Source organism: Kaistia sp. 32K, assembly GCF_016629525.1.
Classification (GTDB): domain Bacteria; phylum Pseudomonadota; class Alphaproteobacteria; order Rhizobiales; family Kaistiaceae; genus Kaistia.
Genome location: NZ_AP024269.1, coordinates 3,020,106 through 3,038,485 on the forward strand (window position 1 = coordinate 3,020,106; position 18,380 = coordinate 3,038,485).

18 protein-coding genes and 1 tRNA gene are annotated in these 18,380 nt (G+C 67.6%); 9 read left to right on the top strand and 10 right to left on the bottom strand.

All coding sequences use genetic code 11. The features are described 5' to 3' along the window. Positions 1 to 199: 199 nt before the first annotated feature. The 3 genes from K32_RS13995 to K32_RS14005 form a co-directional block, all read right to left on the bottom strand. Positions 200 to 421 (bottom strand): DUF3126 family protein, encoded by a 222-nt coding sequence (locus K32_RS13995; protein WP_371813037.1) that lies wholly within the window; start codon positions 419 to 421, stop codon positions 200 to 202. A 110-nt stretch (positions 422 to 531) separates the two neighbouring features. Continuing rightward, on the bottom strand, positions 532 to 1,356 hold the full coding sequence (gene cysE / locus K32_RS14000) for a serine O-acetyltransferase (protein WP_201400121.1): 825 nt from the start codon (positions 1,354 to 1,356) through the stop codon (positions 532 to 534). Between the two features lie 278 nt (positions 1,357 to 1,634). Beyond that, a complete protein-coding gene (locus K32_RS14005) occupies positions 1,635 to 2,408 on the bottom strand; it encodes an alpha/beta fold hydrolase (RefSeq protein WP_201404493.1) in 774 nt (257 codons plus the stop codon). A 137-nt stretch (positions 2,409 to 2,545) separates the two neighbouring features. Between K32_RS14005 and K32_RS14010 the strand changes: the two genes are divergently transcribed. Both K32_RS14010 and K32_RS14015 read left to right on the top strand, forming a co-directional pair. Further along, positions 2,546 to 2,794, top strand: coding sequence for a zinc-finger domain-containing protein (locus K32_RS14010; RefSeq protein ID WP_201400122.1), 249 nt, complete (start codon positions 2,546 to 2,548; stop codon positions 2,792 to 2,794). Positions 2,795 to 2,804: 10 nt separating this feature from the next. Continuing rightward, complete coding sequence (locus K32_RS14015) at positions 2,805 to 3,992, top strand: FAD-dependent monooxygenase (protein ID WP_201400123.1); 1,188 nt, start codon at positions 2,805 to 2,807, stop codon at positions 3,990 to 3,992. Between the two features lie 184 nt (positions 3,993 to 4,176). Here K32_RS14015 and K32_RS14020 read toward each other — a convergent pair whose 3' ends face one another. Together K32_RS14020 and K32_RS14025 are read right to left on the bottom strand one after the other, a co-directional pair. After that, entirely contained in the window at positions 4,177 to 5,634 is a 1,458-nt protein-coding gene (locus K32_RS14020) for a diguanylate cyclase (RefSeq protein ID WP_201400124.1), read from the bottom strand. 130 nt (positions 5,635 to 5,764) lie between these two features. Continuing rightward, positions 5,765 to 7,369: an AMP-binding protein gene (locus tag K32_RS14025; protein WP_201400125.1), complete on the bottom strand. Its 1,605-nt coding sequence runs from the start codon at positions 7,367 to 7,369 to the stop codon at positions 5,765 to 5,767. 227 nt (positions 7,370 to 7,596) lie between these two features. On the opposite strand from K32_RS14025, the gene K32_RS25060 reads away from it, so the two are divergent. From K32_RS25060 to K32_RS14045, 4 genes are all read left to right on the top strand, one after another. Beyond that, complete coding sequence (locus K32_RS25060) at positions 7,597 to 8,229, top strand: PadR family transcriptional regulator (RefSeq protein WP_201400126.1); 633 nt, start codon at positions 7,597 to 7,599, stop codon at positions 8,227 to 8,229. Positions 8,230 to 8,545: 316 nt separating this feature from the next. Beyond that, positions 8,546 to 9,448, top strand: coding sequence for an alpha/beta fold hydrolase (locus K32_RS14035; RefSeq protein ID WP_201400127.1), 903 nt, complete (start codon positions 8,546 to 8,548; stop codon positions 9,446 to 9,448). A gap of 105 nt (positions 9,449 to 9,553) precedes the next feature. Continuing rightward, positions 9,554 to 9,638: transfer RNA gene (locus tag K32_RS14040), tRNA-Leu, on the top strand. A 236-nt stretch (positions 9,639 to 9,874) separates the two neighbouring features. Continuing rightward, positions 9,875 to 10,570, top strand: coding sequence for a hypothetical protein (locus K32_RS14045; protein WP_201400128.1), 696 nt, complete (start codon positions 9,875 to 9,877; stop codon positions 10,568 to 10,570). Positions 10,571 to 10,590: 20 nt separating this feature from the next. On the opposite strand, the gene K32_RS14050 is transcribed toward K32_RS14045, so the two are convergent. Further along, entirely contained in the window at positions 10,591 to 11,451 is an 861-nt protein-coding gene (locus tag K32_RS14050; RefSeq protein ID WP_201400129.1) for a LysR substrate-binding domain-containing protein, read from the bottom strand. A gap of 162 nt (positions 11,452 to 11,613) precedes the next feature. Between K32_RS14050 and K32_RS14055 the strand changes: the two genes are divergently transcribed. Next, the gene (locus K32_RS14055) at positions 11,614 to 12,501 is read left to right on the top strand and encodes a DMT family transporter (RefSeq protein WP_244669505.1); all 888 of its coding nucleotides are present in this window, start codon (positions 11,614 to 11,616) and stop codon (positions 12,499 to 12,501) included. A 73-nt stretch (positions 12,502 to 12,574) separates the two neighbouring features. On the opposite strand, the gene K32_RS14060 is transcribed toward K32_RS14055, so the two are convergent. The 3 genes from K32_RS14060 to K32_RS14070 form a co-directional block, all read right to left on the bottom strand. After that, positions 12,575 to 12,913: a hypothetical protein gene (locus tag K32_RS14060; protein WP_201400130.1), complete on the bottom strand. Its 339-nt coding sequence runs from the start codon at positions 12,911 to 12,913 to the stop codon at positions 12,575 to 12,577. A gap of 11 nt (positions 12,914 to 12,924) precedes the next feature. Then, positions 12,925 to 13,422 carry a xanthine phosphoribosyltransferase gene (gene gpt / locus K32_RS14065; RefSeq protein WP_201404495.1) on the bottom strand — a complete coding sequence of 166 codons (498 nt, stop codon included), beginning with the start codon at positions 13,420 to 13,422 and terminating at the stop codon, positions 12,925 to 12,927. A 96-nt stretch (positions 13,423 to 13,518) separates the two neighbouring features. Continuing rightward, positions 13,519 to 14,277 (bottom strand): molybdopterin-binding protein, encoded by a 759-nt coding sequence (locus K32_RS14070; protein WP_201400131.1) that lies wholly within the window; start codon positions 14,275 to 14,277, stop codon positions 13,519 to 13,521. Between the two features lie 498 nt (positions 14,278 to 14,775). Here K32_RS14070 and map point away from each other — a divergent pair, with 498 nt between their 5' ends. Next, the gene (gene map / locus K32_RS14075; protein WP_201400132.1) at positions 14,776 to 15,609 is read left to right on the top strand and encodes a type I methionyl aminopeptidase; all 834 of its coding nucleotides are present in this window, start codon (positions 14,776 to 14,778) and stop codon (positions 15,607 to 15,609) included. After that, positions 15,606 to 16,307, top strand: a complete 702-nt coding sequence (gene radC / locus K32_RS14080) for a DNA repair protein RadC (protein WP_201400133.1) — start codon at positions 15,606 to 15,608, stop codon at positions 16,305 to 16,307. The genes map and radC overlap by 4 nt, the downstream gene beginning before the upstream one ends. Here radC and K32_RS14085 read toward each other — a convergent pair. Beyond that, positions 16,294 to 17,778, bottom strand: coding sequence for an MFS transporter (locus K32_RS14085; RefSeq protein WP_201400134.1), 1,485 nt, complete (start codon positions 17,776 to 17,778; stop codon positions 16,294 to 16,296). The genes radC and K32_RS14085 overlap by 14 nt on opposite strands. Between the last annotated feature and the right edge of the window lie 602 nt (positions 17,779 to 18,380).

Consider the following 18,380-nt stretch of genomic DNA (forward strand, 5'->3'; position numbering starts at 1 on the left):
CCGCGTCCGCTCCGGAGCGTCGCATCGCTTCAAGGAAACGACGGAACGCCCGATTGTCTGTCTTGTCGCGTCTTCGTCCGCGCGAACCGGTATCCGCTTCGCTCGAAACGCTGTCGCGGCACCCACGATCGGCGCTCGCCGGGAGCCGGCGCCAATCATGGCTACACCTCGGGAGACCGGGGCCTCCCGCGCGGAAAACTCAGGCTTCCTCGAGATCGATGTCGAGAATGGCCATGGTGAAGTTGTAGGACAGTTCACCTTCCTCATCGTCCCGGAACAGGACGCCGACGAACTCGTCGCCGAAATAGACCTCGGCGGAATCGTCCTTGCGGGGACGCGGACGAATGGTGATGCCCTTCGAATTGAAGCGGCGCTGGAAGAAGCTCTCGAGCTTCTGGACCTCTTTGCGATCCAATTTCATCTCCTGATCAACGGGGAACAACAGGGCATTGCCATGGCGCATCCGCGCCACGGCCCGTCGCATCGCCGCCCCGAGCGGCGCCGCCACAGCCCACGAAAAGTCGTCTGGTATTATGCCTGATCCGGCAGGATCTGGTCCATCATCCGCGACGGCTCGGCGCAGGGCGCCTTGCCGACCACCCGCGCCGGGACACCGGCGACCGTCGTGTTCGGCGGAACCGAATGCAGCACGACCGAGCCGGCGGCGACGCGCGAGCAGGGTCCGATCTCGATATTGCCGAGAATCTTGGCGCCGGCGCCGATGAGGACGCCGTGGCGGACCTTCGGATGGCGGTCGCCGGTTTCCTTGCCGGTGCCGCCGAGGGTCACGCCCTGCAGCAGCGAGACGTCATCCTCGATCTCGGCGGTTTCGCCGACGACGAGGCCGGTGGCGTGGTCGAGGAAGATGCCCTTGCCCATCGGCACGGCCGGATTGATGTCGACCTGGAACACCGACGAGGAACGGCTCTGCAAGTAATAGGCGAAATCGCGCCGGCCCTGACGCCAGAGCCAGTTGGCCAGGCGATGGGTCTCGATGGCGTGGAAGCCCTTGAAATAGAGCACCGGCTCGATGGCGCGGTTGCAGGCGGGATCGCGGTCGTAGACAGCCTGGATGTCGACCCGGACCGCGCTGGCGATCTCCGGCTCCGACGCAAAGGCTTCGGCGAAGGCCTGGCGGATGAACTCCGCCGGCAGGTCGGCGTGATGCAGGCGCTCGGCGATCCGGTGCGCGACCGCGTCTTCAAGGCGCGTCTGCGAGAGAATGGTGGCGTAGACGAAGCTGGCGAGCGCCGGCTCGACGCGCAGGATCTCCTCGGCCTCGACCCGCATCTCGGACCAGAGCGGATCGAAGCTGGCGACCCCTTCACCGACGACGCGGGAATTAACAGCTGACATAGACCACTCCTTCGCTGCCAAGCATCGCCGCAGCCATTTTCGATCGGCACCCTAACATGGTGCCGGATGCCGCAAAACCGGCACCCTTGAGTAAATAATGCTCCGAGCCGCTTCCGGCGACGGGGAGCGGCAAAGGTCGAAGACATATCGGCCGGAGGTGAAAATGCAACGGAAATCAAAACAGCTCCCCGGCAAAGCCGTGCGGAACGCCGCCGTGGGCTGAATCAATCTCTGCGCGATCCCCTTCAAGTCCTTGAAAACGCGTCGCTTCCCGCCGCTCAGCTCAGGCCGCGCCTGGCCAGAAATTCCAGCACGCCGGCCTTGTAGACCTTGTCACCGACGGCGAGCATGTGGTCCCGCTTCGGGATGTCGAGCACCTCGGCGCCGGGGATGATGGCCGCGAGATCGGCGGCGGAGCCGGCCAATTCGTCGCGCTCGCCGACGGCGATCAGGACGGGCACATGCAGCGTCGCGAGGTCGTCGGCCGAGATTGGCTGGCGGGTCGCCTTCATGCAGGCGGCGAGCGCGACGCGGTCGCTGCCGGTCTGCTCGGCGAACTTGCGGAACATCTGGCCGATCGGATCGGTGATCGTCTCGGGGTGGTCCGTCTGCAGCGCGTCGACCACCGGCTCCCAGGGGCCGATGCCGGTAACGATGCCGTAGCCGAGGCCCCCGAGGACGATCGCCTTCACCATCTCCGGATGCGTCAGCGCCAGGAAGGCGGTGATGCGGGCGCCCATCGAGTAGCCCATGACATCGGCCTTCGCGATGCCGAGATGCTTCAGGAGGTTGCGCGCGTCCTCCGCCATGGCGGCGATGCGGTAGGCGGAGACGTCGTGCGGCTTGTCGCTGGCGCCATGGCCGCGATTGTCGAAAGCGATGACCCGGCGGCCGGCCTTGACCAGCGTGTCGACCCAGCCCGGATTGACCCAGTTGACCCTGGCGCTCGACCCGAAACCGTGGATGAGGAGGATGGGCGGGCCCTCGCCTTCATCCAGATAGGCCAGGGAGACGCCGTTCGATTGGAAATTTTGCATGGGGAGATCCGCGATCGATGTCCCGCCCTTATGACGGATCGGGCCGACCGCGCCAAGGTGTCGCCACGACACACCTCTCGCCACCCTGTTCATCCCGCGCCTGCGACGCTATGGTCCGGCCAATTGCTGCTTCGAACCGACGGACCCGCGCCATGGCCGCCCATGTGATCCCCCATTTCCACAATGATTCCGGTGTCGAGACGATTGAAATCGGCGTGAAGGAATTCATGTGTGTCGGCGCCAAGCCGCCCTTCGACCATCCGCACATCTATATCGACATGGGCGAGGACTCGGAGAAGGTCTGCTCCTACTGCTCGACCCTCTACCGCTTCAATCCGCGCCTGCACGGCCCCGAGACGCTGCCGCCGGGCCATCTCTACGTCGAGCCCGTCGCGGCCTGAGCCGCTTTCGATGAGGCCTCTCCGCGTCGGAATTGCGGGCGCGGGCATTGCGGGCCTGACGACTGCCCTCGCTCTTGCTCATCGCGGCATCGGCTCGACCGTGTTCGAGCGCGCGGCGAAGCTTTCGGAAGTCGGCGCCGGCCTGCAGGTATCGCCGAATGCCGGCCGCATCCTCGAGGGGCTCGGCCTGACCGCCGCCCTCGACCGCGCCGCGGTGCTGCCGGAAGCGATCGACATGCGTTCCGGCCGCACCGGCGAGCCGATCGTCACCCTGCCGCTCGGCGAGAGAGCGCGCGCCGCCTATGGCGCGCCCTATCGCCTCGTCCATCGCGCCGATCTGCAGGCGCTGCTGCTCGAAGCCGTCGACGCCGATCCCCGCATCACGCTGAAGCTCGGCGCAGAAGTGACCGGTTCCCGCCAGTCCGCCGAGGCGGCGACGCTGGTGGTGGACGGCGCGGCGCATGAATTCGATTGCCTCGTCGCCGGCGACGGCGTCCGCTCGACGCTGCGCAGCGCCGTCCCCGGTGCTGCGCCGTTCAAGCCCTCGGGTCGCACCGCCTGGCGCACGACGATCCCGATCGGCATCGCCCCGCGCGACTTGCCGCATCAGCGCACCACCGTGCTCCTGAACCGCGCCGCGCATGTCGTGATCTATCCGGTGCGCGGCGGCCGGCTGATCAACGTCATCGTCGTGATCGAGGAAGACTGGGACGGGCCGGAATGGAGCGCGCCGGGCGACGCCGCCGTGCTGCGCCGCCGCTTCGACGCCGACAGCACGCGCTTCGTCAGCCGCTTCACCGGCCTCGACCTGCAATGGACGCGCTGGTGCCTAACCGAGGTCGACCCGCGCGGCAGCTGGGTCGACGGCCGGATTGCGCTGATCGGCGACGCGGCGCACGCCATGGTGCCATTCCTCGCCCAGGGCGCCGCCATGGCGATCGAGGACGCCGACGCGCTGGCGACCGTGATCGCGACCGCCGGGAACAGCGTCCCCGAGGCGCTCCGCCGCTACGAGGCGATCCGCCGCCCGCGCGCCACGCGCGTCTGGAAGACGGCCCGGCAGGCGGGGCAGATCTATCATCTCGGCGGCCCGATGGCGGTCGCCCGCGACATGACCATGACCGCGCTCGGCGGCGCCAGCCTGCTCAAGCGCTACGACTGGATCTATGGCTGGCAGCCGGGCCAGGACGCAGCCTGAAGGGCGCCGCCCCTTCACCTCTCCCATGGGGAGAGGTCGGAGCGAAGCTCCGGGTGAGGGGTTGGGAATTCTCCGGTGAGGCCGCAACCCCTCACCCGCCGGCCTTCGGCCGTCGACCTCTCCCTGTGGGAGAGGTGAAGCCGGGCCTCCCCTCCTCAACAAGAGGCAGCCGAGGATCAAGGCCTCACCCCGTGGCGGCGGCCGCGGCGCGCGGCGGCGGGGCGTGGCAGACGATGCGGTTGCGTCCCCTCGCCTTCGCCTGGTAGAGCGCCGCGTCGGCGAGCGGCAGCATCTCGATCACGCCGCCGCTCGGATAGCGCACCCGGTGGACGATGCCGATGCTGATCGTCGTCCGGAGCGCCGGACCGGCGCCGGCCGGGATCAGCAGCCGCTCGATGACATGGCGCAGCCGCTCGGCCATGGCGATCGCGTCCTGCCGTGTGATATCCGGCAAGGTGACGGCGAACTCCTCGCCGCCGATCCGGCCGAACAGGTCGTTGCGGCGCAGTTCGCCGCCGATCGCATCAGTCACCGCGATCAGCACCGCGTCGCCGACGGCATGGCCGTGCAGATCGTTGACCTGCTTGAAGTGATCGATGTCGATCATCAGCACGGCGACGCCCGAGAACAGATTGTATTGCGGGCGGGCCAGCAGCGCGCCGCTGCGCTCGAGAAAGGCGCGTCGCGCCAGGATGTTGGTCAGGCCGTCCATGCTGACGGCGTGGTCGAGCCGCTTGAGCAGCCGCCGCTGCGCCACCGTGATCGTCGTCACCGTCAGCGGCCCGAGCGCCACCAGCGTGATGCCGAGGCGGAACGAGGTGCTGCGGTCGAAGACGTCGAGGCTCGTCGGCAGGAACAAGAGGCCGGCGACTTCCGCCGACAGCATCGCCAGGCTCGACAGCATGACGATGATGCTCATCGGGAACAGGCCGTAGGTAAGCGAGCACCAGAGGAGCGCGGGAACCGGAAAGGCGATCGCGCCGGGGCCGCCGATGGCGATGGAGGCTGCGACGGAAAGGCAGAGCGCCGCGATCGGCATCGTCGTCGACGCCTCGGGCACGACGTCGCGCAGCCATCGCCCGAAAGCCTGCACGTCGAACGGCGTCGGCGCGGTCAGGAGCACCGGCAGCACGACGACGTAATTGCCGAGCTCCGAGATGAACCAGAAGACCAGGCCGGTGCGCAGCGTCGGATCGATGGTGAGCCCGGCGCCGACCAGCGCCGAGGCGGCGGCGGCGGCAACGGAGATCAGCAGCATGTGCAGGACGGAGAGCGGCCGCTGCAGCGCGCGATCCTCCGGATCGAGCCGCAGGAACAAGACAAAACCGGTCACGACGCCGGCCAAATTGGCGCCCGTCAGCCAGAGATTGGTGACGAGGGCGTCGCCGCTGACATAGCCGGCGGCGAGATAGCCTGTGATCGCCCCGACCCAGCCTGGCCAGCCGGCCAGCCCCGGCCGGAGCACGAAGAGGCCGAGCAGCACGGCATTGGCCGGCCAGAGCGCCGCCAGGAAGCCGAGCGGCCGCGTGTAGATACCGAAAAGCGATATGCCGAAGACGACCGCCGCGACGACGCAGGCAGCCCCGAGACCTGGCGCGAACGTCCGCGCCAACTCCTTCATGCCTCCGGTCGATTCGCTCATGCCGTTCTACCTGGATCGATACATGGCAACTCGTACCAATGCGTCAGGGACGGCCATCGAGGCCCGCCAGCTGGCGCGCACGCTATGGATGTAACTGCGTCGGGTCAACCACCGAACGCATGTCCTGCGATCATTCCCCGCCTGCCGCGCCTCCCCGGCGAGCCAGCTCCGCGATAGTCAGATAATCCGTCTTGCCGGTCGCCAGCATCGGAAACGCCTCGACCGTGACGATCCGCTTCGGCACCATGATTTCCGGAACGCCATGCGCCTTGGCCGACGCGATCAGCGCGTTGCGATCCGGCGCGACGCGATCCGTCACCAGCACCAGCTGCTCGCCCTTGCGCTCATCCGGCACGGAAACGACGGCATGGACGTTGTCGGGCCAGACCTGCGCCGCATAGGCCTCGACGGCGGCCAGCGAGATCATCTCGCCGCCGATCTTGGCGAAGCGCTTGGCGCGGCCGCGAATGGTGATGTAGCCCTCGGGGTCGAGGCTGACGATGTCGCCGGTATCGTGCCAACCGTCCGGCGTCTGCTCGAGGATGCCCGGCGCGCTGTCGCGCATGTAGCCGAGCATGACGTTCGGTCCCTTGATCCAGAACCGGCCACCCTCGTCCAGGCCCGGCACCGGCTCGATCCGGTACGACATGCCAGGCAGCAGCCGGCCGACCGTGCCGTCCTTGTGATAGAGCGGCGTATTGGCCGAAACGACGGGCGCCGCCTCGGTGGCGCCGTAGCCTTCGAACAGCTCGATGCCGGAGCGGTCGCGCCAGAGCGTGCGGGTCGCCGGCTTGATCTTCTCGGCGCCGAGCACGACGAGGCGGAGATTGGCGAAATCCCCCGCCTCCGCCATGCGCGCCCAGCCGGCGGCGAAGGTGTCGGTGCCGATCAGGATGGTGGATCCGCTCTCGCGCACCAGCGTCGGGATCTGTTTGTAGTGCAGCGGCGTCGGATAGAAGAACACCCGCATGCCGATCGCGAACGGCGCGATCAGGCCGACCGTCATGCCGAAGGAATGGAAGACCGGCAGCGGATTGAACAGCGAGTCGTCCGGCCGGAGCGCCAGCGTGCGCAGGAACTGCTCGACATTGCAGAGCACGTTGGCGTGGGTCAGCGCCACGCCCTTCGGCGCGCCTTCCGAGCCCGAGGTGAACAGGATGACGGCGATATCGTCCGGCTTGGCGCCCGACCAGCCATGCAGCCGGCGCGCGAACCAGGACGAGACGACGCCGCGCACCTTGTCGAATCCCGTAACCGTCTTCGCCAGATCCTCCAGCCAGATGATCTCGACATGGGCCGAGAGCGCCGCCACCAGCTCTTCCAGCTTGCCCTCGGCGACGAAGCGCCGGGACGAGATCACATGCCGGATCTCGGCCGCCTTGCAGGCGACGAGCAGGTTCTTCGGGCCGGCCGAGAAATTCAGCATGGCGGGAACGCGCCCGAAGGCGACGAGGCCGAAGAAGGCCGGCGCCACCGTGGCGACGTTCGGCAGCAGCATGCCGACCCGCTCGCCCTTCTGGGTACGCCGCGCAAATATCCGGCCGAGCACCATCGCGCCGATCAGCACGCGGTCGAAGGTCATCGGCTTGCGCTGGTTGTCCTCGATCACCTCGCGCTTGCCGCCGAAGCGGGCGCGGGAATCGAGCAGCATGCCGAACAGCGTCTTGCGCCAGCGCCGCGCGTCGAGCGGGATTTCCTTGGTGGCGGGGCTCGGGATGGCAGTCGGCATATCCATGGGGGCTGCGTCGCTCTTTTTAGATCGGACCCGCTGACATCATGCGGACGGCGCATCATCATACAATGACGGCCGCCACACATGCGAGCGCGCATCCGGAAAGCCCAAGGCGGAACGAAGCCGATGCCGGGTTCGTAAATTGCGCGACATGTCGTAAGATATATCTTGACGCAGGGGTTGCATGCTTCTAGCGATGGATACCCTTACGATATATCGGACCCCTTCTCATGGGCCAGACCCCGACCGACCGAGATACCCCGACCCGCCGCCTCCCCGGCCCCGGCAGCACCGTGCGCGGCCGCGGCGGCGAAGGCCTGCGCGTCGGCCGGATGGTCGCCGATGGCGATCTCCGCCTCGTCGTGCTCTCGCTGATCGAGCGTGGCCCCCGCCACGGCTACGAGATCATCAAGGCGATCGAGGAACTGACATCCGGCAGCTACAGCCCGAGCCCCGGCGTCATCTATCCAACCCTGACCGCCATCGAGACGGCCGGGCATGCGACCGTGGCGACGCAGGGCAACAAGCGCGTCTATTCGATCTCGGACGCCGGCATCCGCCACCTCGCCGACCGGCGCGCCGCCACCGACACGATCCTCGACCATCTCGACAAGATCGGCCGCCGGATCGCGCGGACGCGCGAATGGTTCGATCGCGGCGAGACGGCGCTGCGCGACGAGCGGCCGGACCGCGACATACCCGGCGTCGTGCCGGAGCTGAACGACGCCCGCCGCGCGCTGAAAGCGGCGATCGCCGGCAAGGTTGGCAGTTCCTCGATCGAGCAGCACCGCGTCGCGGAAATCCTGCTCGCCGCCGTCGCCGCGATCCAGGCCAGGTCGCCGGAAGGCGACATCGATCTCTGAGGGCGGGCCGGCCGGCGGTGGACGCACCGCCGTTTTTCTCCGTGTCTCTTCGGCCGTCGGCCTCTCCCTCAGGAGGCCTCTGCAAAACGCCACCCTCATCATGCTGAGGGGCCCGCAGGGCCGTCTCGAAGCACGCAGAGCGGCCGTGCAATCGAACGGCTGCACCCCGGAAGCCCCTCCCGAGATCCCGCGCCCACTGCCTCCGCAGGCGATCGTGCGCGCTCATTCCCCATGGCAGCCGCCGTCACGCTTGACATCTATTTTACCCGGGTAATAATAGAGGCATCTTCTCACCCCGGCAAAAGCGCGTGTGACCATGCCCCACCTGAAAGCCAACGGCATCGACCTGGCCTATGACAGCTTCGGCGACGATGCCGCCGAGGCGATCCTGCTCATCTCCGGCCTCGGTACCCAGCGGATCCGCTGGACCCTGTCGTTCTGCGAGGCGTTGGCGCGGCGCGGCTATCGCGTCATCCGCTTCGACAATCGCGACGCCGGCGGCTCGACCCATTTTTCCGATCATCCGGCTCCGGACTTCGGTGCGCTTGCCGCCGAGCTCGGGGCGGGACGACGGCCGGCCGTGCCCTACACCCTCCACGAAATGGCCGCCGACGCGATCGGCCTTCTCGATGCGCTGGCGATCTCGCGGGCGCATGTCGTCGGCCGCTCGATGGGCGGTATGATCGCCCAGATCGTGGCCAGCGAATATCCGGATCGCGTGCTGTCGCTGACCTCGATCATGTCCGGCACCGGCAATCCGGCGCTTCCCTCGGCCGCGCCGGACGTGATGGCGATGATGATGCGCCCGACGCCCGACCCCTTCGCCGACGAGGCCGGCTATCTGGCGGCACGGCTCGCCTTCGCGAAACGTATCGCCGGCCACCCGTTCGACGAAGCGCTCCATCGCGAGTTCCTTCTCGGCGAGCTTCGATGCGCCTATGACCCGGCCGGCTCCGCCCGGCAGATCGCGGCGATCGCCGTCACTGGCGACCGGCGGGCGCGGCTCGCGACCATCCAGGTCCCGGCCCTCGTCATTCACGGCACGGACGATCCGCTGATCCCGCCGGCCTGCGGCGAGGACACGGCGGCAGCCATCCCCGGCGCCGAGCTTCTGCTCCTCGACGGCATGGGCCATGACCTGCCGGCCGAACTCGACGCAACGGTGATCGACGCCATTGTTCGGACGGCGGAGCGCGGCAGCAAGCCGGCGACCGCGTGAGCGAAGGGCGGTTACCGCCCTGCGAGAGCCGATTTGCACAACCGGCTCTCGCTCCGCGCGATTTGGCTATCCATCGCGCGCCAGAGATGGCAGAAAGCCGCCGCTGCGGGCGTGGCGAAACTGGTAGACGCAAGCGACTTAAAATCGCTCGACTTCGGTCATGCGGGTTCGATCCCCGCCGCCCGCACCAGGCGCCTACGCGGCGCCAAACGCGCCTTCGGCAAGGACTGCCGAAATCTCCCAACACCTTGTTTCATAACGATTTATTCCCGCGAACCGCGTTCCTGCGGCGGGCTCCTCGACGCATCGCGCGAAATTCCCCTTCAAATCGGTTGCGTCCCGCTGCTACATCCGGCGCGGGGGATTCGTGGCACCACGACGGCTCGCCCGACCGACATTCGACGACGAGCCAAAGAAGGTGCTCCCATGACCGAACCCGTGACTGAACCCGTTTCGCATCGCCAGGCGCTCGCGCTCGACCCGTTCGCCGTCCTGAGCCGCGTGCCGGCGATCGGCAACATGATCCTCGGCGTGCGCGCCGACGGTGCGCTGCTGGAAGGCCTCGGCGCGATCGACAGCGTCGAGCTCGACAATGGCTTCGCCGTGCTGCGCGGCCCCGCGCGCGAGACGCGGTTCGAGCTCGCGGCGATCGCCAAAATCGTCACCGACCAGATGGTGATGAAGAACGTCCTGCCCTTCATCGAGATCTTCGACGCGGACGGCAACACCATCGCCAAGATGACCGCGCTGGACGGGCTCGAGCGCTTCGACGCCGCGCTGGAGGGCCTTGCCCGCACGCCGCTCGACGCCGCGCCGCCGGCGGCCCGCCCCGGCCCCGGCGACGGGCCCGCCGATGGCCCGCTAAAGGCGGCGGAAGCAGCCGGCAAGCCCGTCACGCTCAAGGCGGTGAAGCACGGCGTCGAGCACCGCTGGACCGGCACGCTCACCAGCGTCTCGTTCAGCCATGGCTTCCTGAACGCGATGGAAGCGGACATGCACCTGCACATCCGCGCCGGCGCGATCGCCTCGTGGCGGGAAGAGAGCGTCGACGGCCTGACCGTGTTCAGCGCGATCGACGGCAATGGCAAGGCGATCGGCCTGTCGCTCTCGATCGAGGCCTGACGCTTCACGCCTGACGCGCCTCAGGCGGCGCGCGCCAGCCCTTCCCGCTCGCAAAAGGCGATGACGAGATCGGCGAGATCCCGCACGGGACGGCGCGCGCCCGAGGCGACCCGAAGCGCCAGCTCCGTCGGCGGGACGGGCAAGAACCCGCCTCCCGACAGGACGACATAGCCCGGCCGCACCGCCCGCGCCTCGACCAGCGCGACGCCGAGCCCGCCGGAGATCGCCGCTTCGATGCCGATCAGGCTGGCGCTCTCATAGGCGATGCGCCAGCGCCGACCGGAGCTTTCCAGCGCATGCACGGCGCGGTCGCGATAGCGGCAGCTTTGCGGGAAGGCGATCAGCGGCACCGGATCGACGCTCTTCCAGTCGACATCGCGCGCGCCGACCCAGACCAACGTCTCCGGCCAGACGCCTTCGGCCGGGCCGCCGCCGGCGTCGCGCTTCATCAGCACAATGTCGAGGTCGCCGCGCTCCAGCCCCCGCTCCAGCTCGACGGAGAGATCGCAGCGGACATCGAGCCGGCATTCCGGCCGCAGTCGCGCGAACTGCGCGACCAGCCCGGTCAGTTCGGCAACGGCGAAATCCTCCGTGAGCCCGAGACGGACATGCTCGGAGGCGAAAGACGCGCCGACGACGCTGCGCGCCTCCTCCGACAGCGCCAGGATGCGGCGGGCATAGCCGAGCAGCCGCTCGCCTTCGAGCGTCAGCGCGACGCCCTTGCCCTCGCGGACCAGAAGCGGCGCTCCCGCCAGGTCCTCGAGCTTGCGGATCTGCTGGCTGATCGTCGACTGGGTGCGATGCACGCGCTCGCCGGCGCGGGTGAATCCGCCGGCATCGACGACGGAGACGAAGGTCTTGAGCAGATCGAGGTCGAACATGGCGAGGCCTCCTTGGGCATCGATTTATCGAATGAATATCATCCAAACATCGAATTTCCAAATGGCTGACAGAACGCCTACTGCCTTGGAGCCCGGCCGCGGCCGGCGTTTCAACCAGCAGGCAGACAGAGCATGACCGATAGAGTGGCAACCCCAGCAGCCGTGACACCGATCCCTATGGGGCGCGGCGGCAGCCTCGCCGATCTCGGGCTGATCGCGCTCTTCTGCCTGATCTGGAGCTCGGCCTTCGCGGCGGGGAAGCTTGCCCTGCCGGACTGTCCGCCTCTGATCCTACTGTCGAGCCGCTTCCTGGTCGCCGGCCTGTTCCTGTTCGGTCTGGCCGCGCTCGTCGGTCGACCGTCATGGCCGGACCGGCGCACGACCGCGAGCTGGGTCGTTCTCGGCGCCCTCAACGGCGCGCTCTATCTCGGCCTCAGCTACTCCGGCATGCGGACGGTATCCTCCGCCTTCACGGCCGTACTGATCAGCGCCAATCCGCTTTTGACCGCGCTGGTCGCCAGCCCGGTTCTGGGCGAGCGACTTTCGCCGCTGAAGCTCGGCGGGCTGCTCCTCGGCATGATCGGCGTCGGCATCGTGCTGCGCTCGCGGCTCGTGGGCGGTGCGGAGGACTGGCACGGCACGCTGCTGGTGCTGGCCGCGCTGGTGGCGCTGGTCGGCGGCACCATCCTGTTCAAGAAGCTGAAGCCCGGCGGCGATCTCTGGACCGGCACGGCGATCCAATCACTCTCGGCCGGGATCCTGCTGCTGCCCCTGGCGCTCGCAACCGAGAGCCTCGGCGATGTCCGTCTGACACCGGCGCTCATCGGCGGCTGGCTCTATCTGGTGGTCGTGACGTCGATCGGCGGCTACCTGCTCTGGTTTCGACTCCTGCGGAAGAAGACGGCCACCGAGGCGTCGTCGCTGCATTTCCTGATGCCGCCACTCGGCCTCTTCTTCGGCTGGCTGGTATTCCGCGAGCCGGTCAGCCTGGTCGACTGCCTCGGCATCATCCCGATCGCGATCGGCATCGCCATGGTGACGCGCGGGTAGCGGAACTGAAAACAAAAAAACGGCGGCGCCATTCGATGGCGCCGCCGTTCAAACTCAAGCGAAGCGTAGCCGATCAGGCCTCGCCTTCGCCCTCTTCGCGCTGCGCCTTGACTTCGGCGATGAAGCTCTCAGCGTCCTGCTTGGCGGAACGCGCATGCTCTTCCGCGTCCTTGCTGAAGCGGTCGAGTTCCAGCTTCAGGCCGCTGACGGACGGCTTCTCGACGCTGTTGGCGTAGCCGATCATGCGCAGGGAGACGGCGAGATCGAGCACCATGGCGGCGAGCAGGCCGTCATCGAGCTGCTCGTTGTCGGCATAGTCCGAGATCAGGTCGTAGAGGGCGTCGCGATGCTCCTCATACTCTTCGGCAAAGGCCTCGAAATCCTCGTCGGCGGGTTCGTTCGGTTCGGTCATTTGTTTGTCTCCTAGCCGACGATCGGCGGTTGAAAGGCGAGACCCATGTCCCACGGGAAATAGATCCACGTATCCTGTGACACTTCGGTGATGAAGGTGTCGACAACGGGGCGGCCCATGGGCTTGGAATAGAGCGTCGCGTAGTGCGCCTTCGGCAGCATGTCGCGCACGAGGCGGGCGGTGCGGCCGGTATCGACGAGATCGTCGATGACCAGGACGCCGGCGCCCTCGCCGCCGCCGAGATCGATGATCTCCTGGCTGACCGGCTTCAGCACCTTGAGCGAGCCCTGCTCCTTGTAGTCATGATAGGAGGCGACGCAGATCGTCTCGATCATGCGGATGCCGAGCTCGCGCGCCACGATCGCCGCCGGCACGAGGCCGCCGCGCGTCACGCAGACGATCGCCTGCCACTTCTGGTCGCCCGAAAGGCGCCAGGTCAGCGCCCGCGCATCCCGGTGGAACTGATCCCAGGATACGGGAAACGCCTTGTCGCTGCGAGCATCGACCATCATTGTCTCCTGCGCGTGAATGGAGCGGAACGTGTGTGCCGGGGCTTGCCGTCATGCAATCGAATCGGCGCGCGATCCACAGAAATTGCCGACATGTCAGCTATTCGCCTGCATCATGGCTGCGACCATCTTCTCGACGGTCTGGGCCGCCTCGTCGAGGCGGGCGGCGTCGCGCGAGCGCAGCACGACGTCGGTGGCGAACGACCCGTCGAGCATCTTCGGATAGCTGCCGATCGAGACGTCGGGAAACTCGAGCTGGATCTCGCCGAGCTGCTTGGCGATCCGCCCCTCGCCCATGCCGACCGGCACGGTGCGCGACAGCATCTTGGCGCCGGTCGGGATCTTGGCGGCGACCTCGTCGAACATCGCCTGCATGATCGACGGCACACCGGCCATGACATGCACGTTTTCGAGCGTGAAGCCGGGCGCCTTGGAGACCTTGTTCAAGATCAGGTCGGCGCCGGCCGGAATGCGGGCCATGCGCATCCGCGCCTCGTTCAGCTGCCCGGCCGCATAATGGTCGGTCAGGATGGCGACGGCGCGCGGATCATGGTCGATGGGGACGCCGAACGCCTTGGCCATCGAATCCGCCGTGATGTCGTCATGCGTCGGTCCGATGCCGCCGGTCGAGAAGACATGGTCATAGCGGGCGCGGAGCGCGTTCACCGCCGCGACGATCTCCGCTTCGACATCCGGCACGATCCGGACTTCGCGGATGTCGATGCCGATATTGGTGCAGTATTCGGCGATATAGCCGATGTTCTTGTCCTTGGTCCGTCCCGACAGGATCTCGTCGCCAATGACGAGGATCGCGGCGGTGACGACAGGCACGGCTTCCGGGGTAGGCTCAGCCATTCGCAAACTCCATCGGTATCCGCCCGGTTTAGCGCCCCGGCGCCGGCCGCTCAAGGGAGCGCGGGCGCGGCGAAAGCATCGCGGGCAGCGAATGTCGCCCATCGGAGACATCCTCTGCAGACTGCATTGGCAAATCTCAACCATCATCCTGAGGTGCCCGGCGCAGCCGGGCCTCGAAGGAGGGTCCAGGGAACTCGCTTGTCATGAGCGGCGGGGTCCGCTGGATCCTCCTTCGAGGCTTCGCTCCCGCGAAGCACCTCAGGATGATGGCAGAGCGTGGACATACTCTTGCTCTTGGCCGCGCTGGGGGTCCGGCTCACGGTCGTGCCGACCGACAATGAGGCGGCGTAGCGGCGTCGCAGCGTCGCGGCGCGGTCACTCCGGCGCGAAAACTCTTGTAACTCGCCGCCCGATACGCCAGATCGGGGATAAACCTTCATTATCAGACTTGTTCCCGAGGCCGCAGAATGGTGTGCTGACGGGGCACGGAGTTCCCAGATGGTCACCTATGTCGACGCCGACGCCACCCCGCTGAAGAACACGGGGCAGATCCGCCTCTATGGCAAGGAGGCCTTCGCCGCCATGCACCGCGCCGGCCAGCTGGCGGCGGCCTGCCTCGACGGCCTCGCCGAGATCGTCAAGCCGGGCGTGGCGACGGACGAGATCGACCGCTACGTCTACGAATTCGGCGCCGCCCATGGCGCGCTGCCGGCGACGCTGGGCTATCGCGGCTACACCAAGTCGACCTGCACCTCGATCAACCATGTCGTCTGCCACGGCATTCCCGACGACAAGCCGCTCAAGGACGGCGACATCGTCAATGTCGACGTCACCTACATCCTCGACGGCTGGTATGGCGATTCGAGCCGGATGTACCTGGTCGGCGACGTCAAGCGCGCCGCCGTGCGCCTCGTCGAGGTGACCTATGAATCGCTGATGCGCGGCATCGCCGCCGTGAAGCCCGGCAACACCACCGGCGACATCGGCTACGCGATCCAGTCCTTCGCCGAGGCCGAGCGCTGCAGCGTCGTGCGCGATTTCTGCGGCCATGGCGTCGGCAAGGTCTTCCACGACACGCCGAACATCCTGCACTACGGCAATCCCGGCGAGGGCGTCGAGCTGCGCCCCGGCATGATCTTCACCATCGAGCCGATGATCAATCTCGGCCGACCGCATGTGAAGGTGCTGCGCGACGGCTGGACCGCCGTCACCCGCGACCGTTCGCTGTCGGCCCAGTTCGAGCACACGGTCGGCGTCACCGAGACCGGTTGCGAGGTGTTCACCCTGTCGCCGCGCGGCTACGGCTGCCCGCCCTACCCGACAGGGGCATGAGCGGGTTTTCCGAAAACCCCAACGATCCGCCCCATTTCCTGGGGCATCGCGAACGGCTGAAGACGCGTTTTCGCGATGGCGGCGCCGAGGCGATCGCCGATTATGAGCTGCTGGAACTGATCCTGTTCCAAGCCCTGCCGCGCCGCGACACCAAGCCGATCGCCAAGGCGCTGCTGGCCCGTTTCGGCACGTTTTCCGACGTTCTGGCGGCGCCCGAGGCGCGGCTCACTGAAATTCCCGGCGTCGGCGCCTCCGTCGCCACGCATCTGAAGCTCGTGCATGCCGCCGCCACCCGCTATGCCCGCGGCGCGGTGCGCCAACGGCCGCTGCTCGGCTCGTGGAGCGCCGTGGTCGACTATTGCCGCGCCGCCATGGCGTATGAGGAAAAGGAGCAGTTCCGCATCCTCTTCCTCGATCGCAAGAACGTGCTGATCGCCGACGAGGTCCAGCAGGTCGGCACCGTCGACCACACGCCGGTCTATCCGCGCGAGGTGGTGAAGCGGGCGCTGGAACTATCGGCCACCGCCCTGGTGCTCGCCCATAACCATCCTTCCGGCGACCCGACGCCGTCGCGCGCCGACATCGAGATGACCAAGACGATCGTCGAGATCGCCGGCCCGCTCGGCATCGCCGTGCATGATCACATCATCGTCGGCCGCCAGGGCCATGCGAGCTTTCGCGGCCTCAAGCTGATCTGAGCGCCGCCTTGCCGTCCGAAGCGGCCGGCTGAGCGTCCGGCCCGTGCCGCTGCTCCAGGCTCGCCGCGCCGCCCAGTTCCTCGACCAGCACCGCCGTCACGAGCGCGCCGAGAAGGCTGACGCCCGCCACCAGCAGCAGCACGGCCGAAAGCCCGTATTCCGCCTTGACGATCGGCAGCAGGAAGGCGCCGAGCGCCGCGCCCACCTTGGCCGAGGCCGAGGCGAAGCCCGAGCCGGCGCCGCGCAGCTGCGTCGGGAACAGTTCCGCCGGCAGCGCGAAGGTGGTCGAATGCGGCCCGACATTCATGGCGAGGTTGAACAGGATGAAGCCGGCGAATATGACGGCGACGGACGGATGGGCGGGACCACCGGCCCAGAGCGCCGCGACCAGGACCAGCATGCCGGCGGTCATGCCGAGGAAGCCATAGACCTGCGGGCGCAGATGGCCATAGCGCGGGATGACCCAGAACGCCGCCAGGAAGCCGACCAGCAGGAAGATGTCGATCAGCGAGGAGCCGCCGATCTCCGAGAAATCGGCAAGCACCGCCCCGCTGCGGGCCGAGCCGAAATGCAGGTCCGCCAGCAGCATTGGGGTGAAGAGGCCGATGCCGTAGGAGGCGATATCCATCAGGAACCACGGCACGCAGGCGAGCCAGGTGCGGCGGCGATAGGCGCTGCCGAACAGCGCGGCGATGCCGTCGGATTTCACCGCCTCCGGCGTCTTGGCGACCAGATGCACGGCCTCGGCCGCCGCGGCCCCCATCTCCGCGAGCTTCGCCCGGTCGGCGGCGATCACCGCGCCGATCGACCGCGCCGCCTCGCGGTTTCGCCCCCGGCTCATCAGCCAGCGCGCACTCTCCGGCGTGAAGAGGCGGCCGAGAAGAAACAGCAGCGGAAGGGCCGCCAGCGTCGCCATGAAGCCGCGCCACGCGTCGGTGGCGTCGACGACGGCGAGGATCGCGGCCGTCAGCGCCGCCGCCAGCATGAAGCCGACCGCCTGGAAGGTGATCGTCGCAACCATGATCCGGCTGCGCGCCGCGGCCGGCATCCACTCGGCGACATAGGTGCTCGATACCGGATAGTCGATGCCGACGCCGACGCCGAACACGAAGAGGCCGAGCATCAGGATGGTGGCGTCGCCGGCGAAGACAGCGATCAGCGCGCCTGCCATCATCACCAGCGTGTCGATGAGCATCAGCGGCTTGCGCCCGAAGCGGTCGGCGAGCGGGCCGCCGAGTGCGGCGCCCGGAACCGCGCCGGCGAGCAAAGCCGCGCCGAGCAGGCCCTGCATCGCGGCGTTTATTGCGAAGCTCTGGACCAGCAGCGGCAGGGCGACGCCGAGCGTGAAGACGGAAACGCCGCCGAGCATGGTGCCGCCGGTCGACAGCAGGAAGAGCCAGTAATGCGCGATGCCCATCGGCGCGCGATCCAGCATGGCCAGCATGGCCTGTTGCTGTGAGGTCTGCTGCATGTCCCGGTCCCTGTCGTCTCAGCGGTAAGCCCGACCCACCTTTGTCGTCAGGCCCATGGATTCGCAAGGTCGGTTGTTCTCCTTTCCGCCCGCCCGCCTGACGCGCCCTTGCCGCGACCTGAGTATCTGGCCCGCAATTTCCCCCGCCCGCTCGCCGTCATCCCGGACGCAGCGAAGCGGAGATCCGGGATCCATCTGTCAGCAGCGGGACAGTCGGCCGCCTGGCGCAGCGGAGCGGGGTCGCGCAGCGACAAACACGGATTTGTCGCCGAGCCACGAGCGTCGGCGCGAGCGGCGCCGAGGCATGGATCCCTGCTTTCGCAGGGATGACGGCGGAGGGTGAACCAGACTTCAGCGCCTCAACGAGGGCCCTTCACCTCTCGCCTCAAGGTGACCCCTCGCGCATCTCTGGCCAGGAACCGGCCTGGAACCCTCCCCTTGAGGGAGGGTCAAGACCGCCATCAGGCGGTCTTGGGGAGGGGTTCTTCGTCAGGCTTGCCGCAGACTCCGCGAACTCCCCCCTCCCGAAAACGCGAAGGGCGTTTTCGCCCCCCCCTCAAGGGGGAGGTTCAAGAAGGAGGCCGGCTTCCACCTAAGTCCCA

Bases quoted from the DNA above. Each gene is read 5' to 3' on its own strand.
- K32_RS14025 (WP_201400125.1), bottom strand. From the start codon at position 7,369: ATGGATATGCCGACTGCCATCCCGAGCCCCGCCACCAAGGAAATCCCG.
- K32_RS13995 (WP_371813037.1), bottom strand. From the start codon at position 421: ATGAAATTGGATCGCAAAGAGGTCCAGAAGCTCGAGAGCTTCTTCCAG.
- K32_RS14010 (WP_201400122.1), top strand. From the start codon at position 2,546: ATGGCCGCCCATGTGATCCCCCATTTCCACAATGATTCCGGTGTCGAG.
- K32_RS14070 (WP_201400131.1), bottom strand. From the start codon at position 14,277: ATGGCTGAGCCTACCCCGGAAGCCGTGCCTGTCGTCACCGCCGCGATC.
- gpt (WP_201404495.1), bottom strand. From the start codon at position 13,422: ATGGTCGATGCTCGCAGCGACAAGGCGTTTCCCGTATCCTGGGATCAG.
- map (WP_201400132.1), top strand. From the start codon at position 14,776: ATGGTCACCTATGTCGACGCCGACGCCACCCCGCTGAAGAACACGGGG.
- K32_RS14045 (WP_201400128.1), top strand. From the start codon at position 9,875: ATGACCGAACCCGTGACTGAACCCGTTTCGCATCGCCAGGCGCTCGCG.
- K32_RS14085 (WP_201400134.1), bottom strand. From the start codon at position 17,778: ATGCAGCAGACCTCACAGCAACAGGCCATGCTGGCCATGCTGGATCGC.
- K32_RS25060 (WP_201400126.1), top strand. From the start codon at position 7,597: ATGGGCCAGACCCCGACCGACCGAGATACCCCGACCCGCCGCCTCCCC.
- K32_RS14050 (WP_201400129.1), bottom strand. From the start codon at position 11,451: ATGTTCGACCTCGATCTGCTCAAGACCTTCGTCTCCGTCGTCGATGCC.
- K32_RS14015 (WP_201400123.1), top strand. From the start codon at position 2,805: ATGAGGCCTCTCCGCGTCGGAATTGCGGGCGCGGGCATTGCGGGCCTG.
- radC (WP_201400133.1), top strand. From the start codon at position 15,606: ATGAGCGGGTTTTCCGAAAACCCCAACGATCCGCCCCATTTCCTGGGG.
- K32_RS14020 (WP_201400124.1), bottom strand. From the start codon at position 5,634: ATGAGCGAATCGACCGGAGGCATGAAGGAGTTGGCGCGGACGTTCGCG.
- cysE (WP_201400121.1), bottom strand. From the start codon at position 1,356: ATGTCAGCTGTTAATTCCCGCGTCGTCGGTGAAGGGGTCGCCAGCTTC.
- K32_RS14035 (WP_201400127.1), top strand. From the start codon at position 8,546: ATGCCCCACCTGAAAGCCAACGGCATCGACCTGGCCTATGACAGCTTC.
- K32_RS14060 (WP_201400130.1), bottom strand. From the start codon at position 12,913: ATGACCGAACCGAACGAACCCGCCGACGAGGATTTCGAGGCCTTTGCC.